Raw genomic sequence first — 12,206 nt, forward strand, 5'->3', positions numbered from 1 at the left:
AAAAGCCAGCGATACCACAAAAAAGGTTCGCTGGCTTTGCTGCGCACAGGAGCTCTCCACCTACCGCCAAAGAAAAGCAGCGATCACCCCAACAGCCGCGCCAGGGTCAAGAGCGCCAGCAACAGCATCCACACCACCACCGAGCGCCACACCAGGCCCACCACACTGCGCAGGTGCGCCACTTCCGGATCGCGCCCTGGCGTGGTGGAGCCATCGCCCTGCAACAGGGCTGCTTCGCCAGCATCGACATCTGCCGTGCGTGCACGCAGCGCGGCGCCACCCAGGCGGATATCGATGGCACCAGCGGTGGCGGCCAGAATCACGCCGTCGTTGTCGTTGGGAAAGTGCTGGGTCTGAAAGCGCCAGCCGTCGATGGCTTCTTCAAAATTGCCGACGATGGCAAAGCTCAGCGCGGTCAGGCGCGCGGGCAGCCAATCCACCATGGCCCAGGCGCGGGCCGCCACGTCCTGGAAAGCGCCATGCGCCAGCTCGCTGGCCTGGGCGGGCTTGCTGGCAAAGCGCGACACATATTCCGCCATGCGGTAGAACACTGCGCCTGCCGGCCCCAGGCCCAGGGCTGAGCCAATGGAATAGCAGGCCAGCACGCCAAATACGTGGCGGTGCGCAGCCAGCACGGAGTATTCGATCACATGGCGCACGATCTCGCTGCGCGGCAATTGACCCACATCCACCTGCTGCCAGGCTGCCAGATACTGGCGGGCCTGCTCTTCATCGCCCGATTCCAGCGCATCGCGGATACGTGTGAAGTGATGGCTGAACTGGCGAAAACCCAGCGTGACGTAGAGCACCAATACATGCCACACCATGGCCAGCGGCCAGCCCACCAGCCAGGTCAGCAGCCAGTGCATGCCCAGTGACAGCAGCGTAGGCAGCAACACCGCCACGCACCAGGCCAGCCAGCCGTGGCGCTGCTGGCCCGCGTCCAGATTGCGGCTGATCCACTGTACCCAGGCGCGCACGGCAGCGTACACCGGGTTGTCGCGCGACAAGGGCTTGGCCTGCTCCAGCAGCAAGGCGATCAGCGTGGCAAAAAAACTCATGGTCGGTGATCATACCGGCTGATCTGCAACATACAAGTAGTTACTAATCAGCGTGGCGTCTGGAAGGCCAGAAATCGGTACAGATTGCGCAGCATGCCTGCGGTAGCGCCCCAGATGAAGCGCTGATGACCGGACAGCGGATCCTGGTATGGCATGGATAACCAACGCCGCGACAGCTCGGGCGTGTCCAGCTGCTGCCACTGGTGGTGCGCCGGGTTCATCAAAAACGACAGCGGTACCTCGAAGATATCGTCCACCTCGCCCGGATTGGGTGCGAGTGCGAACGGCGGCTTGACCAGCCCCACCACTGGAGTAATGTCGAAACCCGAGCCTGTGGCATAGACCGGCAGGCTGCCCAGCACCTCGACCCGGTCGCGCGCCAGCCCCACTTCTTCCCAGGCTTCACGCAGCGCGGTGTCATTGGCGCTGTGGTCTTCCGGGTCCTGTCGCCCCCCGGGAAAGGCAATCTGCCCCGAATGGTTGGACAGGCCCGCGCTGCGCTGGGTAAGCAGCACGTTGATCTCCTGCCGCTGCACCAGGGCAACGAGTACCGCCGCCTTGGCTGGTGGTTTGCTCGTCCAGCGGTGTTCATTGCTCAGCTCCGGCTGCCAATCCAGGCTGCCGCCACCAAACGCCTGGCGCAGATGCTCGGCGCTCAGGCACGCAGGCGCCACAGCGGGCAGGCCGGTATCGACCTGTACCACCGGCACCGTGCGCGGGTCCATAATGGGGACTACTTTTTTGATAGCTGCCGACACATTCTGGATGGGCGCCAATGCCTGATCTTGTTCAAAACCGGCCATCGCCGGCTGGCTGCTGGAATTCTTGTTCATGCGAACCTCTCCCCCGCATCATAAGAAAACCCAGCCCCCCTTGCCGAGCAGGGTTGTCGCCTGGGCTCGGTTGCGGTCACGGCACAAGCCACCTGGCCATGCAGCCCCCACGCTTGCCCGCTGGCATGTGGCCGCTGCCCCCCGTGGGGCGCTGCCCGGCTGCCATGAAAAAAGCCGCTACAGCTTGCACCGTAGCGGCTTTCAGCACAGGGCTGCGCAGAATTATTCTGCTGCAACAGCTGCCTTGCGTGCTGGCAGCTTTTCCTTGATACGAGCAGACTTGCCGCTGCGCTCGCGCAGGTAGTACAGCTTGGCACGGCGCACATCGCCGCGACGCTTCACTTCGATACCCGCGATCATAGGGCTGTAGGTCTGGAACGTACGTTCCACGCCTTCGCCGCTGGAGATCTTGCGCACGGTAAAGCCGCTGTTCAGACCGCGATTGCGCTTGGCAATCACCACGCCTTCGTAAGCCTGCACACGCTTGCGGGTGCCTTCAACAACGTTCACGCTCACGATCACGGTGTCGCCAGGGGCAAATTCAGGAATGGTCTTGTTCAGACGAGCAATTTCTTCTTGCTCGAGAATCTGGATCAGGTTCATGGTTTCATCCAACGATCTTGCACGCGCCATGGATTGGCAGCTGGCGACCTAGAGTTACCAGCGTATTGCTTGGTTCACCATTGAACAAAGCGGCCGGGCAGAGGATCGGTAAACCGGCAATTATAGTGGTTTTGGCAAATCCGCCAACACCTGCTCATCTTTGCGGGTCAATTGGCCGCGCGTGCGGGCCGCCTCCAGCAGCTCGGGGCGGTGCGCGGCGGTGATGCGCAGGCTTTGCTCGCGGCGCCAGCGCTCGATGTGGGCGTGGTGTCCCGACAGCAGCTCGGCAGGCACCGGCTGGCCGTTCCACACCTCGGGCCGCGTGTAATGGGGGCAATCGAGCAAGCCGTCCAGCGCGGGGTTGAAGCTGTCCAGCTGGTGGCTGCCCTCGTCGTGCAGCACGCCCGGTTGCAGGCGCGTCACCGCATCCAGCAGGGCCATGGCCGCAATCTCGCCCCCTGAAAGCACAAAATCGCCCAGGCTCAGCTGCATATCCACAAACTGGTCGATGAAGCGCTGGTCCACGCCCTCGTAGCGGCCACACAACAAAATGGCGCCCTGCGAATCCGACCATGTCTGCACTTCGGCGTGGTTGATGGCACGGCCAATGGGCGAGAACAGCACGAGCGGCGCGGGCCTGTCGCCCTCGCCTGCCTGCGCACGCTGGGCACGGATGGCCGCCAGGCAATCGGCCAGCGGCTGCGCCATCATCACCATGCCGGGTCCCCCGCCAAAGGGGCGGTCGTCCACACGGCGGTAATTGCCGGGAGCGTAATCGCGCGGGTTCCAGCAATGCACTGCCACCTGGCCGCTCTGGTAGGCGCGGCGCGTGACGCCGACCTCCAGAAAAGGAGCGAACAGTTCAGGAAACAGCGTAATGATGTCAAAGCGCATACGAGCGATCCTTTCCGGCATCCAAGCGGCGCCAATCCCTGGAGAGGGGCCGCGCCCAGTGCCGTGCCTGTTTCATCAGTAATCAGGCTGCCAATCAACCGTGATGCGCTTGTTGGGCAGCGATACCTCGTCCACAAAGGCGTTCACGAAGGGAATCAGGCGCTCCTGCGCCTTGCCATCTTCCTCGTAGCCCACCACCAGCACCGTCTGCGGGCCGGTGGACATCAGATCCTTGACGATGCCGAGCGCCAGCCCTTCGCGGTTCACTACGGCGAGCCCCATCAGATCGACCCAGTAATACTCGTCGTCATCGGTCTTGGGAAACTCGGCGCGCGAGATAAAGACCCGCGCACCCTTGAGCTTTTCGGCCTGGTCGCGGTCATCAACGCCTTGCGCCCAGCCCACCATGCCGTCTCCGTGGAAGCGGGCCTGCCGCATCTCCAGCGAGGCCACGCCCTGAAAATGGCGGGCGCCTTTTTCCGGTGGCTGGATGAACCAGTGCTTGGCTTTGAGCAGTGCTTGCGGATCGCTGCTGAGCGCAAACACCTTGAACCAGCCCTTGACGCCCCAGGCATCGGCAATGCGCGCCACTTCAATGGCATCGTCTGGCAGGGTGGCGGGCGACAGAATGAGTTCGGTAGCAGGCATGGCAAAAATGGCAGTGCGAAAGGTAGCCTCGGCCCCGGAGAGGGTTTTCCCCATGGGAAAGCGGCATGGCGATAAAAAACGGGCCGTAGTGCTTGTCGCAACTAACGGCCCGCGCGGAGGATTGCACATCAAGCGCAACCGATCCGGAGAGATGGCGTATTAAGCAGCCTTGGCAGCGACTTGCTTGGCCAGACGTTCCACGGTTGGAGAAGCCTGGGCGCCCACGCTCTTCCAGTAAGCCAGACGATCCAGCGCCAGGCGCAGGCCTTCGGTGCCGTCCTTGGCTTGGGGGCTGTAGAAACCCAGACGCTCGATGAAAGCGCCGTCGCGACGCACGCGCTTGTCAGCAACCACAATGTTGTAGAACGGACGGGCCTTAGAGCCGCCGCGGGAGAGTCGAACTACGACCATAATAATCCTTCGGGTGGTGAAATTTTCTTGCCACGTTTGAGACACGCGACTAGCCACCCGGCCAGCGACACGCAGCAAAGCTGTGCATTATACAAATTTCTGGAAACTATGCCAAGCGTTCGGATCAGCACCCTGGAAGACATCCCCGCCATCACCCGGATCTACGCCCACCATGTGCTGCATGGCACCGGCAGCTTCGAGACCGAAGCGCCCGTCGAATCGGAAATGGCCCGCCGCCGCGATGAGGTGCTGCAGCGCAAGCTGCCCTATCTGGTTGCAGTCGGAGACGATGGACAGGTAGTGGGCTATGCCTACGCCAACTGGTTCAAGGCGCGGCCTGCCTACCGTTTCTCGGCGGAAGACTCAATTTACGTGGCAGACGGCCAGCACGGCAAAGGCATTGGCCGGCTTCTGATGCAGGCGCTGATCGACGCATGTGAGCAGGCCGGTGTCCGCAAATTGATTGCAGTGATCGGCGATTCGGGCAACCATGGATCCATCGGTGTACACGCCGCCGCTGGTTTTGTACCCGTGGGCACCATGCGCTCCGTCGGCTGGAAGTTCGGCCGCTGGCTTGATATCGTGATGATGGAAAAAACCCTGGGTGCTGGCGACAGCACGCCTCCCGCCCCATGAAATCTGCAAAAAACAAGACCCTCGCCACCTGGCTGGCCTTTCTGGGCGGGCCGCTGGGCCTGCACCGTTTCTACCTGCATGGCCTGGGAGACACAATCGGCTGGCTGCTGCCCATTCCCACTGCCCTGGGCCTGTATGGCATGGAGCGCATTGCCGCCAATGGCATTGACGACCAGATGAGCTGGCTGCTGGTGCCGCTTCTGGGCTTCACCATCGCAGCCTGCTCCTTGATGGCCATCATCTACGGGCTGATGGCACCCGAAAAATGGAACGCGCGCTTCAATCCCTCGCTCGATCAGGAGGCCGCCCCTGGCCGCACCAACTGGATCACGGTGTTTGGCATTGGCGCCGCGCTGATGATCGGCACCGCCATCCTGATGGCCAGCTTCGCCTACAGCTTTGAGCACTATTTTCAGTACCAGATCGAAGAGGCGCGCAAGATTTCCCAATAAACAATTGCGTTCCCCCACAAAAAAGAGCTGCCTGCGTTTTCTCCGAAACGCAGGCAGCTCTTTTATCACGAGCGAAATCAGTACAGTTGCAGGCTGACCCAGTACGCAAACGCAGCAACAAAGGCGGCTGCCGGAATGGTCAGCACCCAGGCCCAGACGATATTGCCCGCCACGCCCCAGCGCACAGCGCTGGCGCGCTGCGTGGAGCCCACGCCGACGATGGCGCCGGTGATGGTGTGCGTGGTGGATACGGGCACACCCAGTGCAGTGGCGATGAACAGCGTCATCGCGCCACCGGTCTCTGCGCAGAAACCACCCACGGGCTTGAGCTTGGTGATCTTCTGGCCCATGGTCTTGACGATGCGCCAGCCACCAAACATGGTGCCCAGGCCAATGGCGGCGTAGCACGAAACAATGGCCCACAGCGGCGGCTCGGCATCGTTGGGCGATGCGTAGCCCGTGGACAGCAGCAACAGCCAGATGATGCCGATGGTCTTTTGCGCGTCATTGCCGCCGTGGCCCAGGCTGTAGGCACCGGCAGATACCAGTTGCAGCCGGCGGAACCATTTGTCGATACGACCGGGCGTGGCGCGGCGGAACACCCACGCCACAATGACCATCATCAAGGAGCCCAGGGCAAAGCCCAGCAGCGGCGAGACGAAGATGAAGGCGACCGTCTTCCAGATGCCGCTGGCAATCAGCGAGCCTGCGCCCGCCTTGGCAATGACCGCGCCGACAATGCCGCCGATCAGCGCATGGGATGAGCTCGACGGAATGCCGTAGTACCAGGTGATGACGTTCCAGCTGATGGCACCCACCAGGGCACCAAAGATCACGTGGGTATCAACAATGCCGGGCTGCACAATGCCTTTGCCAATGGTGGCCGCCACGCTCAGGTGGAAGACAAAGATGGCAACAAAGTTGAAGAATGCCGCAAACACCACTGCCTGGGTGGGCTTGAGCACGCCGGTGGAGACAACGGTCGCAATCGAGTTGGCCGCGTCGTGAAACCCGTTCATGAAGTCGAACAGAATGGCGAGCGCCACCAGCACGACAATCACCCACAGGGCGGTTTGCATCGGTTCCATGGGGCTGCCCGATCAGGAGTTTTCCAGGATGATGCCTTCGATGTGGTTGGCCACATCTTCGCACTTGTCGGTGATGGTCTCCAGCAGCTCATAGATGGCTTTGAGCTTGATCACCTCGCGCACATCAGGCTCTTCGCGGAAGAGCTTGCTCATGGCAGAGCGCATCACACGGTCAGCATCGCTCTCCAGGCGGTCGATTTCCTCGCAGGTCTTGATGGCCGCTTCGGTCGTGGCGGGCTCGGCAATGCGGTCGAGCATCTTGACCGCATCGCGCACGCGCTCGCAGCACTTAACGCTCAGGTCGGTGAGACGGGTGATTTCCTCGGTCATGTGGCGCACGTCGTACAGCGCCATGGTTTCGGCCGAATCCTGAATCAGGTCCGCCACATCGTCCATGGTGTTGATCAGCGCGTGGATCTGCTCACGGTCGATCGGGGTGATGAACGTCTTGTGCAGGGTACGGTTGACTTCGTGGGTCACACGGTCCGCGGCACGCTCGGCATTGTCCACGTCCTGGTTGTAACGCTCGCGCAGATGCGGATCGTTGTAGTTGGCCACCAACTGTGCAAATGCATGGGCCGCTTCGACGATGCGGTCCGCATGTTGGTTGAACAGTTCGAAAAAATTACCTTCGCGCGGCAAGAGTTTGCCAAAGAGCATGGGGGCACCTATACGGTTTCAATGCGGGAGAGGGAGTGAGGGCGGGTGACCCACCCAGGAGAGGAACAGGTTGCTGCACTGCACAATTCATCAATTTTAAATGCAGCTGTCATTATTTTGTCTTAATTCAGGCAGCGCCCCGAAAAACAAAGTAGACCGCGCCCAACAGGCACAGCCCGGCCCACAGGTAATCGAGCTTGAGCGGCTGGTCCAGGAACCAGACCGAAAACGGCACAAAAACCAGCAGGGTGATGACCTCCTGCATGATCTTGAGCTGGCCCACATTGAACTGCGTCGCACCAATACGGTTGCCGGGAACCTGCAGCATGTATTCAAAAAATGCGATGCCCCAGCTGACGATGGCGGCAATGTACCAGGGCGAGGTGGAGAGGTTCTTGAGGTGACCGTACCAGGCGAAGGTCATGAACACATTGCTGAGCACCAGCAGCAGCACCGTTTGCACGGGCACGGGAATGGACTGGAGAAAATTCACACAACCACCTTGAAAAAAAGTTGCGCCATTGTGATGCAAGCCGCCGATTTTTGCTGCGCGCCCTCTCGCCACCCATCTTTCAACGAACAAAATTCCCCCACAGACCTTATACAGCAATCACCAGAAGCTATTATATTGAGAGCAATAAAAAAGCACCGCCATGCGGTGCTTCTGAAAGAAAGTCGATGTGGCACGCCGCTCGCCGCGCGGTCTGTGCGCCCTACTCGCCCAGATAGGCAGCTCGCACGCGCGGATCGGCCAGCAGCTCCTGGCCCGGGCCGGTCATCGTGATGATGCCCGACTCCATGACGTAGCCACGGTCGGCAATGGCCAGCGCGCGGCTCGCGTTCTGCTCCACCAGCACGATCGTCACGCCCATGGCGTACACATCGCGCACCACTTCAAAGATCTTGTCCACCATGATGGGCGACAGGCCCATCGACGGCTCGTCGAGCAGCAGCAGCTTGGGCTGCGCCATCAGCGCGCGCGCCATGGCCAGCATCTGTTGCTCGCCACCGGACATGGTGCCCGCCAGCTGATCCATGCGCTCGCGCAGGCGCGGGAAGATGTTAAACATCTTCTCGATGTCGGCCTGGATACCCGCCTTGTCCTTGCGCAGGTAAGCGCCCAGCATCAGGTTGTCGGTGATGGTCTGGCGCGTGAAGACGCCCCGCCCTTCGGGCACCATCACCAGGCCCTTGGCCACCAGATCCCAGGCGCCCAGGCCCTTGATGTTCTGGCCCAGGAACTCGATCTGGCCGTCGTTGATGGCCTGCGTGGCGGTCACGGCCTTCATGGTCGTGGTCTTGCCCGCACCATTGGAGCCGATCAGCGACACCAGCTCGCCCTCGTGCACATCGAAATCCACGCCCTTGACGGCCTGAATGCCACCATAGGCCACCTTCAGCCCGCGTACCTTCAACAACACCGGGTTGCTTGTCTTGTCCGTCATACTCAATGTCCTCCGGTGCCCAGGTAGGCCTCAATCACTTTTTCGTCTTTCTGCACTTCGGCAGGCGTGCCCTCGGCCAGGCGCTTGCCATAGTCGAGCACGGTCACCCGGTCACACAGGCCCATCACCAGCTTTACATCGTGCTCGATCAGCAAGATCGTGCGGTTGTCGTTGCGGATACGGTCGATCAGCTCGCGCAGCTGCACCTTTTCAGTGGCATTCATGCCGGCCGCTGGCTCGTCGAGCGCGATCAATTGCGGATCGGTTGCCAGCGCGCGCGCAATCTCCAGGCGCCGCTGGTCGCCATAGGAGAGGGTACGCGCCTTGTAATCGGCATAGCGCTCAATGCCCACGTAGGCCAGCAGTTCGCGGGCACGTTCCTTGATCGCCATTTCCTCGGCCTTGAAAGCCTGGGTGCGGAAGATAGCGCCCAACAGACCGGACTGGCTGCGCACATGGCGCCCCACCATCACGTTCTCAAGCGCCGTCATCTCGGCAAACAGACGGATGTTCTGGAACGTGCGCGCAATGCCCGCCTTGGCCACCAGGTGCACCGCGGTCGGCTGGTAAGCCGTGCCTGCCAGCTCGAAAGTGCCGCTGTCGGGCGTGTAGAGACCCGTGATCACATTGAAGAATGTGGTCTTGCCCGCCCCATTGGGGCCGATCAGGCCATAGACCTGGCCGCGCTCAATGGTCAAACCCACATCGGACAGCGCCTGCAGACCGCCAAAGCGCTTGGAAATACCTGCCACTTTCAGTGCAGGAGCGTGTGTACTCGTCATGCTCTATTCTCCTGCTCAGTCTTTCTGGATGGCGCTCTTGCCGTGCTCGGGTGCGGGCCACAGGCCGCGCGGGCGCAGCAGCATCACCACGATCATCGCCACGGCGATCAGCAACTGACGCAGGATGGAGGCATCCAGGCGCCCATCCGTCATCTGCTGCAGCGGGCCGGCCACATAACGCAGCACTTCCGGCAGGGCCGACAGCAGCACCGCCCCCAGAATGACGCCGGGGATATGGCCCAGGCCTCCCAGCACCACCATGGCAACGATCATGATCGACTCCATCAGGCTGAACGACTCGGGAGACACAAAACCCTGAAAACCCGCGAACATGGCGCCGGACACGCCGCCAAACGTTGCGCCCATGCCAAACGCCATCAACTTGAGGTTGCGGGTGTTGATGCCCATGGCCTTGGCGGCAATTTCGTCTTCGCGGATCGCCATCCAGGCGCGGCCGATGCGCGAATCCTGCAGGCGGTAGCAGATGACCACACTGGCTACCACCAGCACCAGGAACAGGTAGTAGTACAAGGTGACCGACGAGACCGTGTAGCTGCCGATTTCCAGCGGCTTGGCAAAGTCAAAGCCGAAGATCTTGATCGAATCAATCTGGCCCAGGCCCTTGGGGCCGTTGGTGATGTTGACAGGCTGGTCCAGGTTCAGCATGAAGATACGGATGATCTCGCCAAAACCCAGGGTCACGATGGCGAGGTAATCGCCCCGCAACTTAAGTACCGGAAAACCCAGAATCAGCCCCGCCACGGCCGCGAGCAGCGCCCCCAGCGGAATCACCAGCCAGATCGAGGTGTGCAGACCATTGGGGAACATGGCCTTGAAGCCTTCGAATGTCTCGGCCAGATGGGGCGAGGCCATCAAGCCCAGCATGTAGGCGCCTACCGCATAGAAAGCGACATAGCCCAGGTCCAGCAGGCCGGCAAAGCCCACCACGATATTCAGACCCAAGGCCAGCATCACATAGAGCAGCGCCAGGTCGGCAATCCGCACCCAGGCGTTGCCGAAGGACTGCAGGATGAGCGGTAACACCAGGAGCGCGATCGCGCCCACAATCCATTGTGCTTTGTTGTTCTTCATGCTGTTTTCCCCTTACGCGCGATCGGCCACACGCTCGCCCAGCAGGCCCGAAGGACGCAGGGTCAGCACGATGATCAGCACAATGAACGAGAAGATGTCGACATACTGGCTGCCCAGAATGCCGCCGGTGAGCTCGCCGATATAACCGGCGCCGATGGCCTCCACCAGGCCCAGGATCATGGCGCCCACCACGGCGCCCGCCAGGTTGCCGATGCCGCCAAACACCGCGGCGATGAACGCCTTCAGACCCGGCAGGAAACCCATGGTGTGCTGGGCCGTACCGTAGTTCGATGCCCACAGCACGCCGGCAATCGCCGCCAGCACGGCACCGATCACGAAGGTGGCCGAAATCACCATGTCTGGCTTGATACCCATCAATGCAGCAACGCGGGGGTTTTCAGCCGTGGCACGCATGGCGCGGCCCAGGCGCGTGTAGTTCACCAGGTACATCAGCACGGCCAGCACAATGGCCGTCACGCCCAGCACCAGAATCTGGGTCGGCGTGATCACCGCGCCCGCCACTTCAAAGGGCTCAGCCGGCAACAAGGTTGCATAGGGCTTGTAATTGGGCTTCCAGATGATCATGGCCAGCGTCTGCAGCAGGATCGACATGCCAATGGCAGTGATCAGCGGCGCCAGGCGCGGGCTGTTGCGCAGCGGCCGGTAGGCCAGCTTTTCAATCGTGAAATTGAGCACTGCCGCCACCACACAGGCAATCAAGGTGGCAATCAGCAAGATGATCCAGCCGGGCGTGTCGGGCATCGCGCCCTGCATCCAGCCGATGATGCTCCAGCTCGTCAGCACACCGATCATCAGCACTTCGCCATGCGCGAAGTTAATCAATTGAATAATGCCGTACACCATGGTGTAGCCCAAGGCTATCAAAGCGTACATGCTGCCCAGTACCAGACCATTAATGATCTGCTGCAGCAAAATATCCATAACCAACCCTTCACCAGTTGAACCACGATGGCAAAGACTGCATTCACCTGGTGATTACCCTGTAATACAGACCGCCTCTAACCGCGATAACAGTTTTATGCGGATCGCAGGAATTCTATCGACGGGCCGGTGTTTTCACGCTCTTTCGTCGCTAGCGCTTTCCCTAGTCATTTGCACCAAAAGGTCACGAAAACTGACGCTTTTCGCATGGATTGCTAGGGAATCCACCAGTAATAAATATATAGACCCCCTGAATACTTACAAACAACTTACATTCCCCGTGATTCGTTATTGATAACCAGCAAAAGGGCGCGTAGCATCCGTGCAAATACCCTTGCGAGGCATTTACACCGGCTGGATGCAGGGCCATTCCGGGCTTCGAAAACGGCCTGCTCCGGTGTCGAAGCCTGCGCCCGCAAGGGTGCATTCCCCTCCCCGGTGAAGGCCCGGCAATAAAAAAACGCGGCCAGGCCGCGTTTGCTCCGGAGGGGCTGAATTTACAGCTTGCCCACCATCTCGGGCACCGCCTCGAACAGATCGGCCACCAGGCCATAGTCGGCCACGCTGAAGATCGGTGCCTCCTCGTCCTTGTTGATCGCCACGATCACCTTCGAGTCCTTCATGCCCGCCAAGTGCTGGATCGCACCCGAGATGCCCGC

At 60.9% G+C, this 12,206-nt stretch carries 15 protein-coding genes and 1 pseudogene; 2 read left to right on the forward strand and 14 right to left on the reverse strand.

Going from position 1 to position 12,206, the window contains the following annotated elements:
* Nucleotides 1-83: 83 nt before the first annotated feature.
* The 6 genes from HNP33_RS09515 to rpsP form a co-directional block, all read right to left on the reverse strand.
* Nucleotides 84-1,061 (reverse strand): CobD/CbiB family protein, encoded by a 978-nt coding sequence (locus HNP33_RS09515; protein ID WP_184707693.1) that lies wholly within the window; start codon nt 1,059-1,061, stop codon nt 84-86.
* A gap of 47 nt (nt 1,062-1,108) precedes the next feature.
* Nucleotides 1,109-1,786 carry a CoA pyrophosphatase gene (locus HNP33_RS09520; RefSeq protein WP_233464461.1) on the reverse strand — a complete coding sequence of 226 codons (678 nt, stop codon included), beginning with the start codon at nt 1,784-1,786 and terminating at the stop codon, nt 1,109-1,111.
* 330 nt (nt 1,787-2,116) lie between these two features.
* On the reverse strand, nt 2,117-2,497 hold the full coding sequence (rplS, locus tag HNP33_RS09525; RefSeq protein WP_184707696.1) for a 50S ribosomal protein L19: 381 nt from the start codon (nt 2,495-2,497) through the stop codon (nt 2,117-2,119).
* Between the two features lie 120 nt (nt 2,498-2,617).
* Complete coding sequence (gene trmD, locus HNP33_RS09530) at nt 2,618-3,391, reverse strand: tRNA (guanosine(37)-N1)-methyltransferase TrmD (RefSeq protein ID WP_184707698.1); 774 nt, start codon at nt 3,389-3,391, stop codon at nt 2,618-2,620.
* Between the two features lie 75 nt (nt 3,392-3,466).
* Nucleotides 3,467-4,039: a ribosome maturation factor RimM gene (gene rimM, locus HNP33_RS09535; RefSeq protein WP_184707733.1), complete on the reverse strand. Its 573-nt coding sequence runs from the start codon at nt 4,037-4,039 to the stop codon at nt 3,467-3,469.
* A gap of 159 nt (nt 4,040-4,198) precedes the next feature.
* Complete coding sequence (gene rpsP, locus HNP33_RS09540) at nt 4,199-4,450, reverse strand: 30S ribosomal protein S16 (protein ID WP_184707700.1); 252 nt, start codon at nt 4,448-4,450, stop codon at nt 4,199-4,201.
* 108 nt (nt 4,451-4,558) lie between these two features.
* Between rpsP and HNP33_RS09545 the strand changes: the two genes are divergently transcribed.
* Both HNP33_RS09545 and HNP33_RS09550 read left to right on the forward strand, forming a co-directional pair.
* Nucleotides 4,559-5,086 carry a GNAT family N-acetyltransferase gene (locus tag HNP33_RS09545; protein ID WP_184707702.1) on the forward strand — a complete coding sequence of 176 codons (528 nt, stop codon included), beginning with the start codon at nt 4,559-4,561 and terminating at the stop codon, nt 5,084-5,086.
* Entirely contained in the window at nt 5,083-5,538 is a 456-nt protein-coding gene (locus HNP33_RS09550) for a TM2 domain-containing protein (RefSeq protein ID WP_184707704.1), read from the forward strand. Before HNP33_RS09545 ends, HNP33_RS09550 begins: the two co-directional genes overlap by 4 nt.
* A gap of 77 nt (nt 5,539-5,615) precedes the next feature.
* Here HNP33_RS09550 and HNP33_RS09555 read toward each other — a convergent pair whose 3' ends face one another.
* From HNP33_RS09555 to HNP33_RS09590, 8 genes and pseudogenes are all read right to left on the reverse strand, one after another.
* Nucleotides 5,616-6,626 carry an inorganic phosphate transporter gene (locus tag HNP33_RS09555; protein ID WP_184707705.1) on the reverse strand — a complete coding sequence of 337 codons (1,011 nt, stop codon included), beginning with the start codon at nt 6,624-6,626 and terminating at the stop codon, nt 5,616-5,618.
* A 12-nt stretch (nt 6,627-6,638) separates the two neighbouring features.
* Nucleotides 6,639-7,286, reverse strand: coding sequence for a DUF47 domain-containing protein (locus HNP33_RS09560; RefSeq protein ID WP_184707707.1), 648 nt, complete (start codon nt 7,284-7,286; stop codon nt 6,639-6,641).
* 127 nt (nt 7,287-7,413) lie between these two features.
* Entirely contained in the window at nt 7,414-7,779 is a 366-nt protein-coding gene (locus HNP33_RS09565) for a DMT family protein (protein ID WP_184707709.1), read from the reverse strand.
* A gap of 220 nt (nt 7,780-7,999) precedes the next feature.
* Nucleotides 8,000-8,731, reverse strand: coding sequence for an ABC transporter ATP-binding protein (locus tag HNP33_RS09570; protein ID WP_184707711.1), 732 nt, complete (start codon nt 8,729-8,731; stop codon nt 8,000-8,002).
* A 2-nt stretch (nt 8,732-8,733) separates the two neighbouring features.
* On the reverse strand, nt 8,734-9,513 hold the full coding sequence (locus tag HNP33_RS09575) for an ABC transporter ATP-binding protein (RefSeq protein ID WP_184707713.1): 780 nt from the start codon (nt 9,511-9,513) through the stop codon (nt 8,734-8,736).
* Between the two features lie 15 nt (nt 9,514-9,528).
* Nucleotides 9,529-10,605, reverse strand: coding sequence for an ABC transporter permease subunit (locus HNP33_RS09580; protein WP_184707715.1), 1,077 nt, complete (start codon nt 10,603-10,605; stop codon nt 9,529-9,531).
* 12 nt (nt 10,606-10,617) lie between these two features.
* On the reverse strand, nt 10,618-11,547 hold the full coding sequence (locus HNP33_RS09585; RefSeq protein WP_184707717.1) for a branched-chain amino acid ABC transporter permease: 930 nt from the start codon (nt 11,545-11,547) through the stop codon (nt 10,618-10,620).
* 497 nt (nt 11,548-12,044) lie between these two features.
* Nucleotides 12,045-12,206 (reverse strand): annotated as a pseudogene (locus tag HNP33_RS09590) (electron transfer flavoprotein subunit alpha/FixB family protein); the annotation flags it as partial.

Origin of the sequence: Comamonas odontotermitis (assembly GCF_014207855.1) — a bacterium.
Lineage (GTDB): Bacteria > Pseudomonadota > Gammaproteobacteria > Burkholderiales > Burkholderiaceae_C > Comamonas > Comamonas odontotermitis_A.

Bases quoted from the DNA above. Each gene is read 5' to 3' on its own strand.
- HNP33_RS09515 (WP_184707693.1), bottom strand. From the start codon at position 1,061: ATGAGTTTTTTTGCCACGCTGATCGCCTTGCTGCTGGAGCAGGCCAAG.
- HNP33_RS09520 (WP_233464461.1), bottom strand. From the start codon at position 1,786: ATGGACCCGCGCACGGTGCCGGTGGTACAGGTCGATACCGGCCTGCCC.
- rplS (WP_184707696.1), bottom strand. From the start codon at position 2,497: ATGAACCTGATCCAGATTCTCGAGCAAGAAGAAATTGCTCGTCTGAAC.
- trmD (WP_184707698.1), bottom strand. From the start codon at position 3,391: ATGCGCTTTGACATCATTACGCTGTTTCCTGAACTGTTCGCTCCTTTT.
- rimM (WP_184707733.1), bottom strand. From the start codon at position 4,039: ATGCCTGCTACCGAACTCATTCTGTCGCCCGCCACCCTGCCAGACGAT.
- rpsP (WP_184707700.1), bottom strand. From the start codon at position 4,450: ATGGTCGTAGTTCGACTCTCCCGCGGCGGCTCTAAGGCCCGTCCGTTC.
- HNP33_RS09545 (WP_184707702.1), top strand. From the start codon at position 4,559: ATGCCAAGCGTTCGGATCAGCACCCTGGAAGACATCCCCGCCATCACC.
- HNP33_RS09550 (WP_184707704.1), top strand. From the start codon at position 5,083: ATGAAATCTGCAAAAAACAAGACCCTCGCCACCTGGCTGGCCTTTCTG.
- HNP33_RS09555 (WP_184707705.1), bottom strand. From the start codon at position 6,626: ATGGAACCGATGCAAACCGCCCTGTGGGTGATTGTCGTGCTGGTGGCG.
- HNP33_RS09560 (WP_184707707.1), bottom strand. From the start codon at position 7,286: ATGCTCTTTGGCAAACTCTTGCCGCGCGAAGGTAATTTTTTCGAACTG.
- HNP33_RS09570 (WP_184707711.1), bottom strand. From the start codon at position 8,731: ATGACGGACAAGACAAGCAACCCGGTGTTGTTGAAGGTACGCGGGCTG.
- HNP33_RS09575 (WP_184707713.1), bottom strand. From the start codon at position 9,513: ATGACGAGTACACACGCTCCTGCACTGAAAGTGGCAGGTATTTCCAAG.
- HNP33_RS09580 (WP_184707715.1), bottom strand. From the start codon at position 10,605: ATGAAGAACAACAAAGCACAATGGATTGTGGGCGCGATCGCGCTCCTG.
- HNP33_RS09585 (WP_184707717.1), bottom strand. From the start codon at position 11,547: ATGGATATTTTGCTGCAGCAGATCATTAATGGTCTGGTACTGGGCAGC.